At 59.6% G+C, this 20729-nt stretch carries 20 protein-coding genes; 11 read left to right on the forward strand and 9 right to left on the reverse strand.

Annotation, left to right across the window (positions count from 1 at the left end; translation table 11 throughout):
* Positions 1-142 precede the first annotated feature (142 nt).
* From G5149_RS20000 to G5149_RS20010, 3 genes are read left to right on the forward strand one after another with little or no spacing between them, the layout of a single operon-like run.
* Positions 143-1414, forward strand: a complete 1272-nt coding sequence (locus G5149_RS20000; RefSeq protein ID WP_337073792.1) for a paraquat-inducible protein A — start codon at positions 143-145, stop codon at positions 1412-1414.
* Positions 1407-3056 (forward strand): intermembrane transport protein PqiB, encoded by a 1650-nt coding sequence (pqiB, locus tag G5149_RS20005; protein ID WP_421213474.1) that lies wholly within the window; start codon positions 1407-1409, stop codon positions 3054-3056. Before G5149_RS20000 ends, pqiB begins: the two co-directional genes overlap by 8 nt.
* Positions 3053-3622 carry a PqiC family protein gene (locus G5149_RS20010; protein WP_005343195.1) on the forward strand — a complete coding sequence of 190 codons (570 nt, stop codon included), beginning with the start codon at positions 3053-3055 and terminating at the stop codon, positions 3620-3622. Before pqiB ends, G5149_RS20010 begins: the two co-directional genes overlap by 4 nt.
* Positions 3623-3700: 78 nt before the next feature.
* Here G5149_RS20010 and rlmD read toward each other — a convergent pair whose 3' ends face one another.
* Complete coding sequence (gene rlmD, locus G5149_RS20015) at positions 3701-5053, reverse strand: 23S rRNA (uracil(1939)-C(5))-methyltransferase RlmD (protein ID WP_421213477.1); 1353 nt, start codon at positions 5051-5053, stop codon at positions 3701-3703.
* Positions 5054-5326: 273 nt separating this feature from the next.
* On the opposite strand from rlmD, the gene G5149_RS20020 reads away from it, so the two are divergent.
* Entirely contained in the window at positions 5327-7051 is a 1725-nt protein-coding gene (locus G5149_RS20020) for a proline--tRNA ligase (RefSeq protein WP_421213478.1), read from the forward strand.
* Positions 7052-7143: 92 nt separating this feature from the next.
* On the opposite strand, the gene G5149_RS20025 is transcribed toward G5149_RS20020, so the two are convergent.
* The 3 genes from G5149_RS20025 to G5149_RS20035 all read right to left on the reverse strand — a co-directional run bounded on the left by G5149_RS20025 (position 7144) and on the right by G5149_RS20035 (position 9033).
* Positions 7144-7824 (reverse strand): SDR family oxidoreductase, encoded by a 681-nt coding sequence (locus G5149_RS20025; protein ID WP_005343191.1) that lies wholly within the window; start codon positions 7822-7824, stop codon positions 7144-7146.
* Between the two features lie 31 nt (positions 7825-7855).
* Complete coding sequence (locus tag G5149_RS20030) at positions 7856-8488, reverse strand: TIGR04219 family outer membrane beta-barrel protein (RefSeq protein WP_216979502.1); 633 nt, start codon at positions 8486-8488, stop codon at positions 7856-7858.
* Between the two features lie 95 nt (positions 8489-8583).
* Positions 8584-9033 carry a copper chaperone PCu(A)C gene (locus tag G5149_RS20035; protein ID WP_005343188.1) on the reverse strand — a complete coding sequence of 150 codons (450 nt, stop codon included), beginning with the start codon at positions 9031-9033 and terminating at the stop codon, positions 8584-8586.
* A gap of 90 nt (positions 9034-9123) precedes the next feature.
* On the opposite strand from G5149_RS20035, the gene G5149_RS20040 reads away from it, so the two are divergent.
* The gene (locus G5149_RS20040) at positions 9124-9873 is read left to right on the forward strand and encodes an enoyl-CoA hydratase-related protein (RefSeq protein WP_216979503.1); all 750 of its coding nucleotides are present in this window, start codon (positions 9124-9126) and stop codon (positions 9871-9873) included.
* An 18-nt stretch (positions 9874-9891) separates the two neighbouring features.
* On the opposite strand, the gene G5149_RS20045 is transcribed toward G5149_RS20040, so the two are convergent.
* Both G5149_RS20045 and G5149_RS20050 read right to left on the reverse strand, forming a co-directional pair.
* Positions 9892-10320 carry a DUF2753 family protein gene (locus G5149_RS20045; RefSeq protein WP_421213481.1) on the reverse strand — a complete coding sequence of 143 codons (429 nt, stop codon included), beginning with the start codon at positions 10318-10320 and terminating at the stop codon, positions 9892-9894.
* 209 nt (positions 10321-10529) lie between these two features.
* Complete coding sequence (locus G5149_RS20050) at positions 10530-11237, reverse strand: ParB-like protein (protein ID WP_421213483.1); 708 nt, start codon at positions 11235-11237, stop codon at positions 10530-10532.
* A 184-nt stretch (positions 11238-11421) separates the two neighbouring features.
* Here G5149_RS20050 and G5149_RS20055 point away from each other — a divergent pair, with 184 nt between their 5' ends.
* The 3 genes from G5149_RS20055 (at position 11422) to G5149_RS20065 (ending at position 15141) form a co-directional block, all read left to right on the forward strand.
* A complete protein-coding gene (locus G5149_RS20055; RefSeq protein ID WP_337073786.1) occupies positions 11422-13026 on the forward strand; it encodes a peptide ABC transporter substrate-binding protein in 1605 nt (534 codons plus the stop codon).
* 118 nt (positions 13027-13144) lie between these two features.
* A complete protein-coding gene (locus tag G5149_RS20060) occupies positions 13145-13444 on the forward strand; it encodes a hypothetical protein (RefSeq protein ID WP_013723462.1) in 300 nt (99 codons plus the stop codon).
* 137 nt (positions 13445-13581) lie between these two features.
* Positions 13582-15141: a methyl-accepting chemotaxis protein gene (locus tag G5149_RS20065; RefSeq protein ID WP_216979506.1), complete on the forward strand. Its 1560-nt coding sequence runs from the start codon at positions 13582-13584 to the stop codon at positions 15139-15141.
* A 68-nt stretch (positions 15142-15209) separates the two neighbouring features.
* Here G5149_RS20065 and dusA read toward each other — a convergent pair whose 3' ends face one another.
* Positions 15210-16196, reverse strand: coding sequence for a tRNA dihydrouridine(20/20a) synthase DusA (gene dusA, locus G5149_RS20070; protein WP_421213487.1), 987 nt, complete (start codon positions 16194-16196; stop codon positions 15210-15212).
* A 137-nt stretch (positions 16197-16333) separates the two neighbouring features.
* Here dusA and zur point away from each other — a divergent pair, with 137 nt between their 5' ends.
* The 3 genes from zur to G5149_RS20085 are packed head-to-tail and all read left to right on the forward strand — an operon-like array spanning position 16334 to position 17478.
* The gene (gene zur, locus G5149_RS20075; protein WP_160882369.1) at positions 16334-16792 is read left to right on the forward strand and encodes a zinc uptake transcriptional repressor Zur; all 459 of its coding nucleotides are present in this window, start codon (positions 16334-16336) and stop codon (positions 16790-16792) included.
* Positions 16782-17243 (forward strand): chemotaxis protein CheX, encoded by a 462-nt coding sequence (locus G5149_RS20080; RefSeq protein ID WP_005343179.1) that lies wholly within the window; start codon positions 16782-16784, stop codon positions 17241-17243. Before zur ends, G5149_RS20080 begins: the two co-directional genes overlap by 11 nt.
* A gap of 4 nt (positions 17244-17247) precedes the next feature.
* Complete coding sequence (locus G5149_RS20085) at positions 17248-17478, forward strand: hypothetical protein (protein WP_160882368.1); 231 nt, start codon at positions 17248-17250, stop codon at positions 17476-17478.
* 73 nt (positions 17479-17551) lie between these two features.
* Here G5149_RS20085 and brnQ (G5149_RS20090) read toward each other — a convergent pair whose 3' ends face one another.
* Complete coding sequence (gene brnQ, locus G5149_RS20090) at positions 17552-18829, reverse strand: branched-chain amino acid transport system II carrier protein (RefSeq protein ID WP_421213500.1); 1278 nt, start codon at positions 18827-18829, stop codon at positions 17552-17554.
* Between the two features lie 457 nt (positions 18830-19286).
* A complete protein-coding gene (gene brnQ / locus G5149_RS20095) occupies positions 19287-20591 on the reverse strand; it encodes a branched-chain amino acid transport system II carrier protein (RefSeq protein ID WP_270905671.1) in 1305 nt (434 codons plus the stop codon).
* Positions 20592-20729 lie beyond the last annotated feature (138 nt).

Here is a 20729-nt window from a genome sequence, read left to right on the forward strand (position 1 = left end):
ATTGTGCTAAATGGGCACTGGCTTGTCAAAGTCATTCTCACTCCCGCCAGCAATAGCGCCCTCTGGGGGCTGGTCGCTGACCAGCACAACTGCGATAATCGCCAGCTCTGGCTCTACCACGGGCCTTATCTGGGGTTTTATCTTGCATCCGGTTTCACACCAACACCACACCACCTATGTCCATGATGCCACTGCCTGCGAAGAGTGTGACCTGCTGATACCGGCCACACCGCTCGAGGTGGGACAGGCCAGCTGCTGCCCCCGTTGCGGACACACCCTGAGTCGCCACCTGCCACAGCAGGAGTTGCTGCCGCTCTCCTACGGGTTCGCAGCACTCATCATGTTCGTGCTCGCCAATGCCTTTACCTTTATGTCCTTCTCGGCCAAAGGGGTGGGCCAGGAGATGACCTTTTTGCAGAGCATCACCACCTTGGTGGATGAGGGCTATCTGTTTCTCGGCGCGGTACTGAGCCTGACCCTGATCGGCCTGCCGCTGGTCTATATGGGCTCCATCATGCTGGTGCTGTGGCGGATCGATAAAGATCTGCACAGCAATGCCCTGCGCTCCCTCGGCCGTCTGCTCTGCCGGATCAAACCCTGGCTGATGGTGGATGTCTTTCTGGTGGGGGTGCTCATCTCGCTGGTCAAGCTGATGGGGATGGCCGACATCAAGATGGGGCTGTCATTCTGGGCTTTCGTCGGTTACACGGTGTTGCTCATCAAGATGATCTCCTCGCTGGATCAAATGTGGCTGTGGCAGCGGCTGTTCGGCCCGACCGAGTCGCGGGAGATCGACCCGGAAGCGGGGGCGCTGGAGTCCGGTCTGGTGGGCTGTCATATCTGTGGCGCCCTGAGCGAGGTGGGTAGCCACAGCTGCTCCCGCTGCGGCGGCAAGCTGCATGCGCGCAAGCCGGGCGGCCTGAACCGCACCTGGGCGCTGCTGTTTACCTCCGCCATTCTCTACATTCCGGCCAACGTCTATCCCATCATGGATACGGTGTTTCTCGGTGATGACAGCCCCTCCACCATCCTCGGCGGTGTGGTGCTGCTCTGGGCCATGGGCTCCTACCCCATAGCTGCGGTGATCTTTTTTGCCAGCGTGGTGGTGCCGCTGGTGAAAATACTGGCGCTATTCTGGCTTTGCTATATGGTGCAGCGCGGCAATGTCACCTCCCCCCTCGGCAAGCTCAAACTCTATCGCATGACCGAATTTGTCGGACGCTGGTCGATGATCGACGTCTTCGTGGTGGCCATTCTGGCGGGCCTGATCCGGCTCGACAATCTGATGACCATCTATCCCGGCCCTGCGGCCGTCGCATTTGCAGGTGTGGTGCTGATCACCATGGTCGCCGCCATGAGTTTCGACTCCCGCCTGATCTGGGATTTACAACAAGGAGAACGCGAACGTGAGTGAGCGTAAAAAAAGGTGGAAACCGGGCTCTGACTTTCTGAGCTCTGCCGCCGCAATCTGGATGGTGCCCCTGCTGGCACTGTTCATCGGTCTCTGGATGCTGTTCCAGCACTGGTACTCCCAGGGCCCGAGTTTCACCCTGACAGTCGCCACTGCCGAGGGCATAGTCGCTGGCAAGACGGTGATCCGCTCCCGCGAAGTGGACGTCGGCCGTATCGAGGCCGTCGAGCTGAGCGATGACTACAGCCATGCCGTGCTGAAAGGACGGCTGACCAATGCTGCCTCCGGCATGCTGCGCGGTGACAGCCAGTTCTGGGTGGTCAAGCCCAGAGTGGGCCGTGAAGGGGTATCGGGTCTGAGCACCCTGCTCTCCGGCGCCTATATCGAGCTCGCCCCCGGCAAGAAAGGTCGGGCGCGGGACGAGTACGCCATGCTCGATAAACCGCCACTCGCCTCCCTCGATGCCAAGGGGCTGCGTCTCACCCTCAGCAGTCGCGACACCCGCGCGCTGGGAGAAGGCTCCCCCATCAACTATCAGGGCTTCACCATAGGTCAGGTGGAAGAGGCGAAGTTCCTGCCGGAAAAGAGCGAGATGCAGTATCAAATCTTCATCCACGCCCCCTATGACATTCTGGTGAGCAGCAACTCCCGCTTCTGGATGACCCCGGGCTTCGAGGTCTCCATGAGCAGCGAGGGGATGAAGGTGAAGATGGATTCGCTGGAGAGCCTGATCGATGGCGGTATCACCATGGGCCTGCCTGCCGGCTGGTCTCCGGGTGAGCCGGTCAAGCAGCACGACGAGTTTACCCTGTTCCAGGATGAGGCTAGCGTACTGGCCGGTAGCCTGGATCAGTTCATCGACTACGTCTTCCTGTTCGACGACAACGTGGCGGGCCTTCACTCGGGCGCGGCGGTGCAGTACCGCGGTATACGGGTCGGCACCGTCATCTCGGCCCCCTACATGGTCGAGGAGAAAGGGGTTCGCATCTTCCAGAACCGACAGATCCCGGTGCTGGCCCGCATCGAAGTGCAGCGTCTCTCCCACCGCTATGCCAAGGCGGAGAAGGATCAGTGGCGCGCCCTGTTCAGCAAGCAGTTCAAGGAGGGATTGCGTGCCAGCCTCAAGACCTCGAGTCTGCTGACCGGTGGCAAGATCATCGATCTCAACTTCTACCCAACAGCTCCCCGCTTTGATCAGGTCAAGCTGGCCGGTTATCAGGTCTTTCCCACCGTGCAGGGTGGGCTGGATCAGATCGAGCGCAAGGTGAACCTCATCCTCGACAAGTTTGTCGACATGGACATGGCGACCACCCTGACCAAGGTCAACGGGTCACTGACCACTCTGGATGGCACCCTGAAAAACATCAGCGCCCTCAGTGCCAATCTGGACAAGCTGACCGGCAAGGAGGCGACCCAGCAATTGCCAGCCTCGCTGAACGAGAGCCTCAAACAGTTGCAGGAGACCCTGCAGGCCTATGACGCCCAGTCGCAGACCAATCAGGATCTGCGTCAGTCGGTGCAGACCCTCAATCAGTTGATGCGCGAACTGCAGCCGCTGGTGCACTCCCTCAACGAGCAGCCCAGCTCGCTGATCTTCGATCGCGCGCATCCATCAGACCCTGAGCCCAAGCGAGGCAAACAATGAAAAAAGAGATCCTGACGCTGGCTCTGCTGGGCCTGCTGGCGGGTTGCAGCAGCCAGCCAAGCCTGCACTACTACTCGCTCGATGCCGACAGTCAGCAACCCGTGACAGCCCCGGCCCAACCGCAGCACCAGCTGGTGCTGCGCCCGGTGGCGCTGGCCAGCCAGCTCGACCGGATCAGTCTGGTCTATCAGCTGGAAGGGCAAGAGCTGCACTTCACCGAGTACCATCGCTGGGCCGGTGCGCTGGACGATCAGCTCAACCAGCTCACCCTCAATGGCCTCTCCAGCCGCCTGCCGGGCTGGGTGGTGCGGCAGGATGGCGCCCGCAAGGGGCCGGTGCTGACCATTCTGGTGGAGCGCTTTCAGGGCCGTCATGACGGCAGCGCCGTACTGAGCGGCCGCTGGCGCCTGCTGGCGGAAGATGGCACAGTGCTGCGCGATGCCCCCTTCCGTCAGGAGCGGGTGCTGCCAGCCGATGGCTACAACGCACTGGTGAACGAACTGGGTCAGGGCTGGCAACAGCTGCTCGACCAGATCGCCGCCGAGGTGCGCCAGAGCGCCAGCTAATCGCCCATCCGCCGATTGCAGAGATAAAAAAACGACGCCAGCTGGCGTCGTTTTTTATGGGCAAGAGTCGGGGGCGACTTATGCCTTGGCAGGCAGGCTCAGGCGGGCAACCGCTTCCACATGCATGGAGTGCGGGAACATATCGACCGGCTGCACCTCGTCCAGCACGAAGCCCTGCTTGACCAGCCAGGCAAGATCGCGGGCCAGGGTCTGCGGGTTGCAGGAGACATAGACCAGACGACGGGGCGCCATGGCGACCAGGGTCTGCAATACGGCCTTGTCACAGCCTTTGCGGGGCGGATCCATTACCACCACGTCAGCGGTCACGCCCTGAGCGTGCAGCTCGGGCATCAGCTGCTCGGCCTTGCCGACGTGGAATTCGGTGTGCTCGATGCCGTTGAGGGCAGCGTTGCGGCGGGCATCGCTGATGGCGCTCTCCACCGACTCGATCCCGACGACCTTGGCGGCCTTGCCAGCCAGGAAAAGGGAGATGGTGCCGATACCGCAATAGATGTCGAACACCGTCTCGTTACCGGTCAGCTCGGCATACTCGAGGGCGCTGGAGTAGAGCACATCGGTCTGGGTCGGGTTGTTCTGGAAGAAGGATAGCGGCGAGATCTCGAACTCGAGTTCGTGGATCTTGTCGCGGATCACCCCTTCGCCGAGCAGCACCCGGTTGGTGGCGCCCAGAATGCGGTTGGTGCGCTCATCGTTGATGTTCTGCACCAGGGTAGTGACCGGCAGATCGCTCAGGGCTGCCAGCAGCTCGGCTTCGAACGGCAGCTCCTCGCCCAGCGTCACCAGCACCACCATCAGCTCGCCGCTCTTGAAGCCCTTGCGGGTCATCAGGTTGCGCACACAGCCTCTGTGGTTCACTTCGTCATAGGCGGCGATGTCATGCGCGCGCATCCAGTTGCGCACCCGGGCGTTCAGCTCCACATGCAGCGGATCCTGCACCGCACAGTCATCGGCGGTGATGAGATCGTGGGAATGCTTGCGATAAAAACCGATCTCGGCACCGGCGTCACAGCCACGCACCGCATATTGCGCCTTGTTGCGATAGGCGAACGGGCTCTCCATGCCAAGGATATCCTTGACCGGGGTGTCACCCAGCCCGACCTGTTCCAGTGCGCTCTGCACCAGTGCCTGCTTGAGCTTGAGCTGGGCCGGATAGGCCAGCGGGCGCACCTGACAGCCACCGCACTCGGTGTTGGGGCAGAAATCGGCAACCCGATCGGCGGAGGGCTGGAGCAGCTCGGCAACCTTGCCGTGCAGATAGTTCGGCTTGACCTCGGTCAGCTCCACCAGCGCCTGCTCACCGGGCAGCAGACCTTCGACAAACAGGGGGCGATCGAACAGGCGTCCTTTGCCATCTCCTTTGTCGGTCAGTTCCAGGATCTCGATCTGGTGTTGATGTCCCACTAACGGCATGAGCGGCTCCAAAAGTACTAAAAATGGGGGGTGATGAACGCGGCAAAGCCATGCCCATCGAGAAAAGGTGGCAGAGTTTAGCGGAGATCCGGCCAAATTGCAGGCATAAAAAGCCTGCTTGTTGCAATGGTCATTGCCCTGACCATCTGCCGGGCGTGGCCACCTTTCGGGTTGCGGCAAATTTAGCCCTTGGGCCATAACGCCCAGCCTGTTAAAATTCCGCCCTTGAAATTATCCTGGGCCCCGCGCCCGTTCTAGCTAAGGTCTACCGCGATGCGTACCAGCCAATATCTGCTTTCCACTCTCAAGGAAACCCCCTCCGACGCTGAAGTTGTCAGCCACCAGCTGATGCTGCGCGCCGGGATGATCCGTAAACTGGCCTCCGGCATGTATGCCTGGTTGCCAACCGGTCTGCGGGTACTGAAGAAAATCGAGAACATTGTTCGCGAAGAGATGAACAATGCTGGTGCCGTCGAAGTCTCCATGCCGGTGGTACAACCCGCCGAGCTGTGGCAGGAGTCCGGCCGCTGGGATGACTACGGTCCCGAGCTGTGCCGTCTGACCGACCGCCACAACCGCCCCTTCGTACTGGGCCCGACCCACGAAGAGGTGATCACTGCGCTGGTGCGTTACGAAGTGAACAGCTACAAACAGCTGCCGCTCAACCTCTACCAGATCCAGACCAAATTCCGCGACGAAGTGCGCCCCCGTTTCGGCGTGATGCGTGGCCGCGAATTCCTGATGAAGGATGCCTACTCCTTCCACATCGACAAGGAATCTCTGGTAGATACCTACGAGAAGATGCACGCTGCCTACTGCAAGGCGTTCACCCGCATGGGTCTGAACTTCCGTCCGGTGCAGGCCGATACCGGCTCCATCGGTGGTACCGGTTCCCACGAATTCCAGGTGCTGGCAGAGAGCGGTGAAGACTTGATCGCCTTCTCCGATAGCTCCGATTACGCCGCCAACATCGAGATGGCCGAAGCCCTGGCACCGGCTGGTGAGCGCGCTGCTGCCACCGCAACCCTGACTAAGGTTGCCACCCCGAACGTCCACACCATCGACGAAGTGGCCGCTTTCCTGAACGTGGCTCCGACCGCCATCGCCAAGACCCTGCTGGTACTGGCAGAGGAAGATGAGCACGGCAAGCAGGCCGTCATCGCGCTGGTACTGCGTGGCGACCACGAGCTGAACGAAATCAAAGCAGAGAAACTGGCTGGCGTGGCCAACCCGCTGACCTTCGCCAACGACGAGCAGATCAAAGCTGCCGCCGGTTGCGATGCAGGTTCCATCGGCCCGGTCGGCTTTGCCGGTCGCATCATCGTCGATCGCAGCGCTGCCCATCTGGCGGACTTCGTCTGCGGCGCCAACGAGACCGGCTTCCACCTGACCGGCGCCAACTGGGATCGCGACATCACCGCTTACGAAGTTGCCGACCTGCGCAACGTAGTAGAAGGCGACCCGAGCCCGTGCGGCCAGGGCAAGCTGCTGCTCAAGCGCGGTATCGAAGTGGGCCACATCTTCCAGCTGGGCACCAAGTACTCCGAAGCGATGAAGGCGAGCGTGCTGAACGAAGCTGGCAAGTCCGTCACCATGGAGATGGGCTGCTACGGTATCGGGGTTTCCCGTCTGGTGGCTGCGGCCATCGAGCAGAACAACGACCAGTACGGCATCATCTGGCCGGACGCCATCGCTCCGTTCGAAGTGGCCATCGTGCCGATGAACATGCACAAATCCGAGCGCGTGGCCGAGCAGGCACAGCAGTTCTACGCCGAGCTGAAAGCGGCCGGTGTGGACGTGCTGTTCGACGACCGTAAAGAGCGCCCGGGCGTGATGTTCGCCGACATGGAACTGCTGGGCATCCCGCACGCCATCGTCATCGGCGATCGCGGTCTGGACAACGGCGTGGTGGAGTACAAGTGCCGCCGCACTGGCGAGAAGCAAGAAGTGGCCATCAGCGACATCATCGCCATGCTCAAGGCCAAGCTGGGCCGTTAATTCCGCCCTCTTCCCGATATAAGAAAGCGCGCCATTTGGCGCGCTTTTTGTTTTTGTGTGCTGACGACGGCAACCGGATGGTGGGCTTCGCCTCAGGGATTGCGACCGATAAAGAGGTCGGTCACGTGGCAGCTGCTTCTGGCTTCCAGTGCGTCGAGCATATAGGCCGCCGCATCTTCCGGAGTCATGAAGCCACTCGGGTCCACATGATCCGAGTTGTCCCAGAATTCGCTGCGGATCCCGCTCGGGTAGAGGTTGACCAGCCGCAGCTGCGAGCCTTTCAGCTCGGCGCGCAACGACTCCAGAAAGCCACGCATCCCCCATTTGGAGGCGCAGTAGAGGCTCTCGTTGGCTTTGCCCACCTGAGCGGCGGAGGAGAGCACATTGGCCAGTACCCCGCCCTTGTCACCGATAAGCCGTACCGTCTGCTGGGCCACCAGAATGGTGGAGATGAGATTGCTCTCCACCACCCGGCGGATCTGCTCGGCGGTGTAAACACCGACCGGGCCAAACTCGCCCACCCCGGCGCAGTGGATCACCATGTCGGGCAGGCCGCCCCACTCCACCGCCGCGGCGAAGGCGACATCGACCTCTTCATGGTGCGCCAGATCGGCTGCGATGCCGATCACCGCGCTGCCGAGCAGTTGTTCCTGCTCCTGCAGTCGCTGATAACGGCGCCCCATCATGGAGACCTGATGACCCCGCTCAACCAGTCCGATGGTCAGGGCCCGGCCGAGACCAGAACCGGCACCTGTCACTATGATGTGACCCATTATTGCTCCTCGTCATCAGCTGACGCTCAGATTAGAAAGTGAACTCACCACCCATGAACCAGCCATCGATACGCTGGTCAACGCTGTCGAAGTCGATCTTGGCTTCACGCCAACCGGCACGCAGCTTGATCGGCATGGAGGAGAACTTGTAGGAACCACCCAGACGGTAGTCATAGTTGTCTGCATCGTGGGTGCGCAGATCACCGAAAAAGGCGATGCCGGTGCCCGGGATCTTCACTTCGCTGCCGGCATAGGCCATCAGAGTATCTTCGTCATAACCCTTGCGACCGGAGTAAACCTGCTCGCCATCGTAGTGACGACCGGTCATACCCAGATCGATCTTGAACAGATCGTTGTTGAACAGACGGTAGTAGAGGCTCAGATCGTAGGCGGTCAGGTCGTTCTTGAAGTTGCCACCGGAGGTACTGAAATCAGAGACTTCAAACTTGGCGTTCGGCAGGAGGATGATGCCGTGCTCCAGTTGCAGATAGCCGTTCCAGTTGTAGCTGTCGTCATAGCTGCCATCGGCGCTATGGCCATAAGCCTGACCACTGCCCTTGGCGGCCCATACGTCAGCACCGGCGGCAAAACGCCAGTCGTCAGCGGCCATGGCACTCTGGCTGCACAGAGCCAGCACAAAACCGGCAATCAGCGTCTTTTTCATTACGTCACTTCCTCTTGCATACATGGAAAAGAGCACTATTTTACTCGGTGCAGCCAAAATACCCAGCGTCAATCCTGAACAAACGACGACAAATGTCAGTGCTTCATATGCTTCATCTCTGCCATCGGCTCAATCGGCTTCACTGGCAGTGACAGATCAAGCTTCTGACCATCGTCCATGGTGAGAGTGAGCGGGAAAGGGGTCTGTTCGGAGAGCGTGCCCACCTCGAACAGCATGATGTGCAGGCTGCCCGGTTTCAGCACCGCTTCGCCCTTGGCAGGGATCTCGATACTCTCGACCTGACGCATCTTCATCACACCATTTTCGTGCAGGTGCGTGTGCAACTCGGCACGCCCGGCGGCAGCAGAAGCCGCCGCCACCAGCTTGACCGACTGGTCGGCGTCATTTTTGAGCACCATGAAGGCGGCGGTGTTGGGAGTGCCCGGCGGCAACAGGCGCACATAGCCATCGACGGCCTCGACCTTGGCCAGCGCCGGCGCCGCCATGCCAACCAGCAGCAGAGAATAAAACGCACGTTTAAACATGGTTGAAATCCTTTTATGATGTTGTTAAACGGCCCCAAGGTTACCCCAGCAGAAACCTTTTATGCACCTTTCAATAACAAGGATTTAGACATGGCCCCCATTCTCATTGCCGAGCAGCAGGATGGCTTGCTCACCCTGACCCTCAACCGCCCCGACAAGCGCAACGCCCTCAATACCGAGCTCTATAAGCAACTGGTGGCCGCGCTGCGAGAGGCGGCAGCTGATGAGGAGGTGCATGTCCTGCTGTTGCAGGGGCAGCAAGATTGCTTTACCGCGGGCAATGATCTGGCCGACTTTGTGGGCAAGAGCTCGCTGGAGCCCGACGACCCCATCCTGCAGTTCCTCCACACTCTGGCCGATTTCCCCAAACCCGTGATCGCCGCTGTTGCAGGCCCGGCGGTGGGGATTGGCACCACCATTCTGCTGCATTGCGATCTGGTCTATCTGGCGGATAACGCCCGCTTGCAGCTTCCTTTCGTCGAGCTGGGGCTGGTGCCGGAGTTCGCCTCCAGCCTGCTGCTGCCGCGCTTAGTGGGTCACCTCAAGGCGGCCGAGCTGTTGCTGCTGGCCGAGGCGATTGATGTCGAAGAGGCGCTGCGATTAGGGCTGGCCAACAAGGTGGTAGCGGCCGAAGGAGTGTTCTCCTTTGCCCGCGAGCAAGGGCTGAAGCTGGCAGCCAAACCGCCCAGAGCGCTGCAAAAGAGCAAGGCGCTGCTGAAACAGGAGCTTAAACAGGCGGTGCACTTCGTCATCGATCTAGAGGCGCGCGCCTTCGCCCAGGCACTGCAAGGGGAAGAGGCGCAACAGCGCATCGCCCAGAAACTCAAACGGCGGGGCTGAGCTGCCGCTCAACGCCAGTTAGTTGAGGCGAAAACGGCCGATCAGCTCGCAGCCCTGCACCTTGTCCTGCAGCTGGATCAGCCGGGCAATTTCCGGATTGGGGTGGCGCTTGAGAAAGGCGAGCAGAGCGCCGCGACAGCAACCCAGCTCGCTGATCAGTGCCTCACACTCCCGGTTGGGGCATTGTGGCACCAACGCCGTCACCAGCTCGGAGGCAAGCTTCAGGTAGCGCAGCTCGTAAGTCGGCTCATCCATCGCCCGCCAGAAGTCGGCCAGCCGGTGACAGGTGGCGACCCGCATGGTGGCCAGTTCGGTCAACTCGACCTGGGTCATCTCGTAAACATCCCCCAGCGCCTGCTGATAAAAGCAGATCGCCACCCCCAGCGAACCGGCCTGCCAGGCACGCTCCGCCTCCAGCATGTATCGTTGCCAACTTTGCGGTGTCATCTCGCTCTCCCGAATCCGTCATGGTGGGAGTATTATCATGGCTAATTGAGAATAAATATCAACCAGAGGGTTAGTGCAAGATCTCTCATACCTCTGGCGACCTTGCCAACACCATCATGCGCAATACTCACCTCCAGACAGAAAGAGGGCGACACAAGGGGCGCCCTCTTTTATCCTCGGCAGCTCTGGATGCCGTATCGCGCATCCGCTCACTGCGCGCTTTTGGACTGGTTGAGACTGCACTGCTTGCCAGGATAACCGGGCAAGTCACTGGCATCGCTGCCGCAGGCGAGCCGTTTGGCCTGTTGCAGCCGTGCCGCCAGATTGGTGCTATCTACCGGCATCCACTGCATCTGCTTGCCGAGCCAGCTGGCCCAGGCAAACTCGACGAAATAGACCTGTTTATCCTTGCGAAAGTAGCCCGAATCCTGCAACAGTCCGGCGAGGGTGCGATAGGGGTAATCAGGCAGCTTGTCGATGCTGGTCGGCAACTGCTCCGGGGTCAGCGGCTGCCCCTTCTCATCCTTGAGCCAGGCCCAGTGGTTGTTCTGCATCTGGCTCCAGAAGTTGGCTTTGTCCTGCAGACGGCCAATCACCTTGACCCGGGCATCCTTGACGCCCTGCTGCCACAACGCCTTGGTGAGATGGTGGCGGTCCACCAGCCAGTAGCTGCCATCCGGCGCAATGACCACGGGGATCTCTTTCTTTTTCATCAACTTGTCGAGCTGCTTTGCGCTCATGCCCGCCAATGTGGCCTGGGTCTCATCGACCTGGATCTGGCCGACGCCCCCCTGAGTCGGGTGCAAGGCATCGATGCCGATCTCGCACCAGTTGCCCACCGCCGTGTCGCTCTGGCACGGGGCCAACGCCCAGGCCCCCTGGCTCAGCACACCGGCCAGCAATAACCATGCTTTCATCGTTTGACACTCCTCACCACATTGAACTGCACAGACGCCGGGAACGCTCTTCTACCCCGATGGGGAGTGAGAGTCGAATGCTGGCGGTCAGACCAGCAAACGGGATATCATGATTTCCCATCTGTCGGCGATATTTTCTCGCCGAGTTTTCTCTCCGCTTCACACTATTTGAAGGATCCGACCCATGAAAGGATGGAGCCCCTTGCTGGCCCTGCTGGGCTGTGCTGCTGTCCAGGCTGCCGATATTCCCGCCGGAACACAACTCGCCGCCGAGCAGATTGTCGTTCGCCACCTCAAGGATGAACCTGCCAGCCTGAGCCCGCTCAAGCTGGTCGGCCTGCCGGAGTTGCAGGTACTGCGGGATCTGTTCGAGGGGCTGCTGACTCAGGGGCCGGATGGCAAACCGGTTGCCGGGGTGGCGGCCAGCTGGGAGAACAAGGGCAACCAGTTCTTTACCTTCCATCTGCGCCCGGATGCGCGCTGGTCCAACGGCGATCCGGTCAAGGCCGGCGACTTCGTCTACAGCTGGCGCAAGCTGGTCGACCCGAAAGAGGCGGCCACCTTCGCCTGGTTTGCCCAGCTGGCCCGTTTCGACAAGGTGGACGAGATAGTCGCTGGCAAATTGCCTGCCAGCGAGCTGGGGGTCAAGGCCCTCGATGACCACACCCTGCAGGTGACCCTCTCCCAGCCGGTGCCCTACTTCCTGAACCTGCTAAGCCACCCCAGCCTGTCGCCGCTCCATCAGGCCAGCATCAAGCAGTACGGCAACCAGTGGACCCAACCCGGCAAACTGGTGGGCAACGGTGCCTTTGTGCTGAATAACCGGGTAGTCAACGAGAAGCTGGAGCTGACCCCCAACCCTCAGTACTGGGATCGGGCCCATACCGTATTGACCAAGGTGATCTTCATGCCAATCAATCAGGAGAGCGCGGCCACCAACCGCTACCTGGCTGGCGATCTGCATATCACCGAATCCTTCCCCAAGGAGCAGTACGACAAGCTGAAGCAGCAGATCCCGAATGAGGTCTATACCCCGGATCAGCTCGGCACCTACTACTACGCCTTCAATACCAAGCAGGCACCACTGAACGATGTGCGGGTGCGCAAGGCGCTCTCATACACCATCGACCGCGCCCTGATCGCCAACAAGGTGCTCGGTACCGGCGAGAAACCGGCTTATCACTTCACTCCGGATGTGACCGCCAGCTTCACCCCAACCGCCAACCTGCTCTCCACCAGCAGCCAACCGGAGCTGGACAGCAAGGCCAAGGCCCTGCTCAAGGAGGCCGGTTACGGCCCGGACAAGCCGCTCAAGCTGACCCTGCTCTACAACACCGCGGAAATTCACAAGAAGATGGCACTGGCGATTGCCAGCATGTGGAAGCAGAAGCTGGGCGCCGAGGTCGAGCTGACCAATCAGGAGTGGAAAACCTATCTCGACAGCCGCCAGAGCGGTCAGTTCGAGGTGATCCGCTCCTCCTGGGTCGCCGATTACAACGACCCGTCAGCGTTCCTTGGCCTGTGGGGCTCTCGTCACAGCGGCAATATGGCTGGCTTTGCCAATGCCCGTTATGACCAGCTGCTGGCAGAGGCGGCCAGCACTCAGGATGCAGCCAGTCGCAGCAAGCTGTTTGGCGAGGCTGAGACGATCCTGCTGGATCAGGCTCCCATCGCCCCCATCTACCAGTACACAAATGCCCGCCTCATCAAGCCATGGCTCAAGGGCTACCCCATCAACAACCCGGAAGATGTGGCCTACAGCCGCCAGCTGTACCTCGTCAAACACTGAGACCGGCCACAACGATGCGAGGCCCCGCAGGGCCTCGCTATTGATACTGTTCACAGCTCGATTTCCAGCCTAAAATGCCGCCCCTTCTGTTCAATTAATCTTCAATACCCAGTCAGACATGCGTTATTTGATACTGCTCTCGTTGTTGTGGACCCTGCCTGCGCAGGCCAACAGCGAATCCCAATGCCAGCAAGAGTTTGTCGGCTGGATGCTGCATCAGCAGCAACAGTTCAGCGATCGCAAGTCTGACAAGATGGAGCGGCGCCGGGCCGAGCGGGCCATCGAGTTGGCTCGTCAGGAGTACGACAAGCAGGCCAGCTTCTGCAAAACCATGCAGCTTGTACATGAGTACAAAGATGATGATCCTCGCCTCGCCCCAAGAAAGGGTGAAGTTCACGATTTCACACCGGCCAGCTGACCCTCACTTCATCAATTCATTGTGTTGATTAATTGACCCAAGCCAAGTTCGGGTCACTGAAGAGCCTTAGAATGATTAACTGAGAACGACAATAAAAAATATATTTATCAGTTATTTGGCTTTTTCAGGAACGACACATGACCAGACTCCATCAGGAGGGGGAGATACACTTCCCCGACAACATCGCACTCATCTCGACCACTGATCCCGCCAGTCATATTACCTATGCCAACCAGCACTTCTGTGATGTGGCCGGGTACGGTGCAGCCGAAATGGAAGGGGTACCCCACAATCTGGTGCGACACCCCGACATGCCCAAGGTGGCCTTCGCCGACATGTGGCAGCGGCTGCGACAGGGCAAAAGCTGGATGGGGCTGGTCAAGAACCGCGCCAAAAGCGGTCAGTTCTATTGGGTAAACGCTTACGTCACCCCGATCCTCAACGCCCAGAAGGAGATCGTCGAGTTCCAGTCGGTGCGCACCAAACCCGCCGCCAGCGATGTGGCCTGGGCCGAGCAGCTCTATGGCCTGCTGCGCAGCGGCAAGGCGCTTCCCTGGCTGAGCCGTTTTCACTTTGAACCGGGTCAGCTGACCCTCTGGCTCTCCGTTTCTGCGTTGCTCACTACCCTTGCTACTTTTGTCACCGGCAACCTGTTATGGCTGCTGCCCACCGCCTTGTTGCTGTTGGCACAGGCAATCCACGGCTGGCGATTGCAGCAACGGCTGGCTCATCTGCTCACCCTTGCCGATCAAGACAAGGGAACCCGCCTCTGTCAGGTGCTCTACACCCGACGGCGCGACACCCTGGCGGCCGTCGAACTGGCCCTGCGGATGAAGCAGGCCGAGCTCAAGGCCGTGGTCGGGCGCAGCGCCGACACTAACCAGCAGATCCTGCAGGCAGCCGAAGATGACCGGGGCAATATCCAGACCATTGATACTCATCTGCAGCAGCAGCGCGCCCACAGCGAGCAGCTGGCGACCGCCATCACCGAGTTGAGCCACTCCATTCGCGATGTGGCCCACAGTGCCCATGAGGCGAGCAATCTGGTTATAGAGGTACAGCAGGTCTCCGATGAGGGGCTGCAAGCATTGGCGACCACCCGATCCGCCGTCAACCAACTTCATCAGGAGCTGGATGCCAACCATGCCGTGCTGGCCCAGCTCACCAGCGACAGCCAGAAGATCAGCGGTATTCTGGAGGTGATCAGCCAAATCGCCGACCAGACCAACCTGCTCGCCCTCAATGCGGCCATCGAGGCCGCTCGGGCGGGCGAACAGGGGCGTGGTTTTGCCGTGGTGGCGGACGAAGTGAGGGCGCTGGCCCAGAAGACCCGAGCCTCGACCAGCGAGATCCACGAGATGATCCAGGCGCTGCAACAGACTACACGACAGCTGTCAGACGGGATGACACAAGGGGCGCAGACCTCGGTACGCTGCCAGCAGCACGCGGGCACCACCGCCGACGTGCTCACCCAGATCAACCGGATGCTGGGGCAGGTAACCCGCACCAGCGACGAGATCGCCCAGGCGGTGAGTCAGCAGGCCGACGTCACGGCGACCCTCGATGAAGGGGTACACCAGATCCACCAGCTGGCCAGCCACACCGCCGACAACAGCAGGCAGGCGCTAGATGGCATCACCCTGCTGGTAGAGCGGCTGCAGGATCTCTCGCGGCTGATCAACCAGTTCAGATATTGAAGCGACAGCGATCAAAAAAGCGCGTCAACTGACGCGCTTTTTGTTGCTCTTGCCTTGGCACAACTGGCTTATTCTGCCGTCTCGCTGGCGGCAAACTCCGGCACCTTGGCCATGGCATCCAGCACCACCTGAATACCGGCGCCCGGCTTGCAGGCGTTCTCACTCAGGTGACGACGCCAGGCGCGGGCTCCCTGCATGTTCTGGAACAGCCCCAGCATATGGCGGGTCATGTGGGAGAGGTAGTTGCCCTTGGCCAGCTCCTGCTCGATATAGGGCAGCATCATCCGAACCACTTCATGGCGGCTCGGCACAGCACTGTTCTGGCCGAACACCAGGTTGTCTACCTGCGCCAGAATGTAGGGGTTCTGATAGGCTTCACGCCCCATCATAACACCATCAACGTGTTGCAGGTGCTCAAGGGTCTGCTCCATGGAGGTGACGCCGCCGTTGAGGGCAATGGTCAGCTCCGGGTAATCCTGCTTGACCCGATAGACGCGGGGATAATCGAGGGGCGGGATCTCGCGGTTCTCCTTGGGGCTCAGGCCGCTCAGCCACGCCTTGCGGGCATGGACGATAAAGGTATCGCAACCGGCATCGCGTACCTGTTCGATAAAGGTCTGCAGAAATTCGTAGGAGTCCTGATCGTCGATGCCGATACGGGTCTTCACCGTCACCGGAATATCGACCACATCGCGCATTGCCTTGACGCAGTCCGCCACCAGCGCTGGTTCGCCCATCAGGCAGGCGCCAAAGCGACCGTTTTGCACCCGATCGGAGGGGCAGCCGACGTTGATGTTCACCTCGTCATAGCCGCGCTCCTCGGCCAGCTTGGCACAGCGCGCCAGATCGGCCGGATTGCTGCCCCCCAGCTGCAGGGAGATGGGATGCTCCTGCTCGCTGTAACCCAGATAATCCCCCTTGCCGTGGATGATGGCACCGGTGGTCACCATTTCGGTATAGAGCAAGGTCTGGCGACTCATCAGTCGATGAAAGTAACGGCAATGCCGATCAGTCCAGTCCAGCATGGGGGCGATGGAAAAACGCTGCGCCTGCATAAAAATCATCCGGGTTGGCTAAAGAAAGGGGCGGATTTTATCACAACGTGAAGCAGCCCCAGAAAATGAATTTTGTCGCCGCGCCATGCGAGGCCCTGTGATAGTATCCGGCTAATAGAAAGGGTATCTGCGCGATCATGAATCAAGACCAACTTTTACAACGAGCCGAGCGACTCTGTATACAGCGAGGGATCCGCTTCACCCCGACCCGACGTCAGGTATTTCGCCTGCTGGCGGCACACGGCAACGCCATCAGCGCCTATGATTTGTTGGCCCAGCTGCAACAAACCGAAGCCAATGCCAAGCCGCCAACCGTCTATCGGGCACTCGATTTTTTGCTCGAACAGGGCTTTGCTCACAAAGTGGAATCGCTCAACGCGTTTATCTTCTGCTGCCACTTCGATCACGCTCACCCGATGCAGCTGCTGATCTGCGACGAGTGCGGGGATGTGGTCGAACTTCACGATAGTGCAATAGATAGCGCGTTTTCCGAGCAGGCCCACTTGCATGGCTTTACGATTACCAATAAGACAATAGAGGCACATGGCCAATGTGCTCGCTGTACGCCCACTGTAGGAAGTCATCATGAAGGCTGATTTTGTAAATCCGTTCCTGCTATCTCTGCTCAATGTGCTCTCGACCATGGCACAGCTGGAACTAAAACCGGGCAAACCGAAACGCAAGATGGATGAGCTGGCGCGCGGCGACGTCTCCGGTCTGATCGGCATGGTCGGCCCGCAGACCCGCGGCTCCCTCTCCATCAGCTTCGAGAAGGGGCTGGCGCTGGAGATCATGCGTCGCATGCTGGGGGAAGCGCCCGCCTCCATCAATGAAGAGGTGACCGACATGGTCGGTGAAATCACCAACATGGTGACCGGCGGTGCCAAGCGGATGCTGGGCGAGAAGGGCTACGAGTTTGACATGGCGACCCCCATCATCGTCTCCGGCCCCAACCACACCATCACCCACAGGGCCGATGGCACCAAGATAATGATGCCGTTCGAATCCGATTTCGGTCGCGCCACTATCGAAATTTGCTTCGAGTAATCCTATGTGGAAAGCATTGAAATGGATTTTCATCTGCTGGGCACTACTGTTGATCCTGTCGGACATTCAGATCAGCACCTCCCTCTACAAATACGAGGATAACCGGGTTCTCATCAACTTCCCGCGCTGGGAAACCAAACAGCCCTGGGGCACCTTCGAGTGGCATGCCGGACGGGTAGAAACCCACTGGTATGGTCTGGATGGCAAACCCAAGCCAGCAGGCCCGCAAATCTGATCCGGTAACGGATCCGGCAGAAACAGAAGAGGCCAGCAGATGCTGGCCTCTTTGCTATCTCGTTGATCCTGAATCAAGCCGCCTCGGCAGCCAGCTTCTCGGGCGGGCGAACCACCATCCCTACCACGCAAGCCAGCAGGGTCGGCATCAGCCAGGCAAGGCCATTGTCGAACAGCGGCAGGAAAGCAAACGCATCCATCTTCATACCGGCAGCTCGCAGCCCATCCAGACAGCCAAACAGAAAGGCGACCGCCAGCACGCCGCGAAACACCCGCCGTGGATGGGCAAACCACCCCTTGAGGAAGGTGAGCAGCACCAGCGCGATGGCGACCGAATAAATGGCCACCAGCACCGGGATGGAGAGGCCGATCAATTCGCTCAATCCCACATTGGCCACCAGTGCACAGAGCGCCCCCAGCAGCATCACCCAGTTGCGATAGGCCCAACCTGTCAGGCCATGGAAGTAGTCAGCACCGGCACAGAGCAGGCCGACCGCACTGGTAAAACAGGCCAGGGTGATGATGGCAGCCAGAATAAACTGACCCGGTTGGCCAAACAGGCTCAGGACGTAGGCATTGACGATAGCGCCGCCATTGCTGATATCGCTCGCAACCCCACCGGCGCTGTTGCCCAGCTGAAAGAGTGAGACATACACCGCCGACAACCCGACCGCCGAGATCAAGCCCGCAATGGTCAGATATTTGAACTGGCTGCGATAATCCTCAATCCCCTTCTGGCGCAGCAACCCGATGATCAGGGCGCCAAACATCAGGGAGGCCAAGGTATCCATGGTGTTGTACCCCTCCAGCATCCCCTTGGTCAGGGCTGCATCTATGTACTCACCGCTGGCATCAGGCATGGTGCCCTGCGGCGTCATAAAGACCCCGACCGCCAGAATAAGCAGCATCGCCATCAGGGCTGGGGTCAGATACTTGCCGACCGCATCGAGCAGTTTGCCCCGATCGAGCGCCACCAGGATCACCAGCGCAAAGAAACTCAGGGTGTAGATCAGCAGCCCCTCATGACCGGCATCGCCGAGCCAGGGCTTGAGCCCCATCTCGTAGGCGACCAGACCGGTGCGGGGAATGGCAAAGGCGGGCCCCATGATGATATAGATGACGATGGCCAGCGCCGTCGCCACCCCGGCGGGCAGATAGCGGGTCATTCCGGTCCAGCCACTCGCGCCGCCCCCCGAACTCCCCTTGGCCACCGCAATCAGGGTGATCAGCGGCAAGCCCACTGCCGTCAGCAAAAAGCCGCACATGGCGGCCAGCAGATGCTCACCAGCCATAAAACCGGCCAGCGGCGGAAAAATGATATTGCCAGCCCCCAGATAGAAGGCAAACGTCATAAACCCCAATCCGAATACGTCGGACAACTTCAATGATTTCGTCAAACTCAACCTCATCTGCCTTATCAGCTTGTTATTGATTGCACCCACTGCCTGGCAGATAACCGGTAACAATACCTCTCGCCCCCACACGGCCCTCGGACCGGATGAGGCGCACCACCTTTAGCATAAAGAAGAAGAGTTCGATCTCAATCACCAATTAATATCTTGAAACAATTTACTGCTGCGGAATTAATCGCCGAACAACTCGGCGTTCCATAAACAGGTGTCACACGTGGCGTATGGGAGGTAAGAAGGGGGGAACAGGTTATAGCGGCCAAATACGGCTGCTCAGATGCTATCTGCGAACGGTGACAACTACGGCAGTGTAAAGCGAGGCGAGAAACGAAGCTCACAGAAAACAAAAGAGCCTGCACGGGGCAGGCTCTTGCTCTTGGCAATATCACATCGGGCGTGATCAGGCAGCTTCGGCAGCCATCTCGGTCGGACGCACCATCATGCCAACTACGCAGGCCAGCAGGGTCGGCATCAGCCAGGCGAGGCCCTTGTCGAACAGCGGCAGGAAGGCGAACGCATCCATCTTCATGCCGGCAGCACCCAGACCATCCAGGCAACCGAACAGGAAGGCAACCATCAACACGCCACGGAACACCAGACGGGGACGGCCGAAGTAACCCTTCAGGAAGGTGACCAGTACCAGCGCCACGGCAACCGGATAGATGGCAACCAGCACCGGAATGGAGAGGCTGATCAGCTGGCTCAGGCCCACGTTGGCCACCACGGCACAGATAACGCCCAGCAACACCACCAGCTTCTTGTAAGCCATGCCGGTCAGATTGTGGAAGAAATCGGAACAGGCGGAGATCAGACCGACTGCAGTGGTAAAGCACGCCAGAGTGATGATGGCCGCCAGAATGAACTGACCCGGCTGACCAAACAGGCTCAGTACGTAAGCGTTGACGATGGCGCCACCGTTGCTCACATCGGTCGCCACACCGGCTGCAGTGTTGCCCAGCTGGAACAGGGAGACGTACACCACGCTCAGACCAACGGCAGAGATGAGGCCGGCAATGGCCAGATACTTGAACTGGCTCTTGTAATCGTTGATGCCTTTCTGGCGCAGCAGGTCGACGATCAGAGCACCAAACATCAGGGACGCCAGGGTGTCCATGGTGTTGTAGCCTTCCAGGATCCCTTTGACGAAGGGGCTGTTCTGATAGTCACCGGACGCATCAGGCATGGAGCCTTGCGGTGCTACGAATACCCCGACCGCCAGAGTCAGCAGCAGCAGCATCAGTACCGGAGTCAGGTATTTGCCGATGGCGTCCATCAGCTTGCCCTGGTTCATGGAGACCAGAATGGCCACACCAAAGAAGATCACGGTATAGGCAGCAAGACCAACCTGACCCATGTCACCGATGAACGGCTTGAGGCCCATCTCGTAGGCAACCAGACCGGTACGGGGCGCGGCAAAGGCCGGGCCGATGATGATGTAGATGGCAACGGCCAGCGCAGTCGCGACACCGGCAGGCAGCAGCTTGGTCATGCCAGCCCAGCCGTTACCGGCTTTCGCAACGGCCAGAATGGTCACCAGAGGCAGGCCCACGGCAGTGACCAGGAAGCCAAACATCGCCAGGGAGAGGTGCTCACCAGCCATGTAACCGGCCAACGGCGGGAAAATGATGTTACCGGCGCCCAGGTAGAAGGCGAAGGTCATAAACCCTAATCCGAGTACATCGGACAATGTGAGTGATTTCGTCAAGTTCAACCTCGTCTGTCTTGTAAATTATTGCTTGTTATAGTTTTTATCGGTCGCTGACCGGGTGTGTTCAGGGGGTATAAAAAAAGAGCCCCGCATGTTTTTTCATCGCAACCAGTGGTTTTAGCTGGTCTGGAGCGG

Origin of the sequence: Aeromonas sp. 600479 (genome assembly GCF_049175515.1) — a bacterium.
Taxonomy (GTDB): Bacteria; Pseudomonadota; Gammaproteobacteria; order Enterobacterales; family Aeromonadaceae; genus Aeromonas; species Aeromonas veronii_A.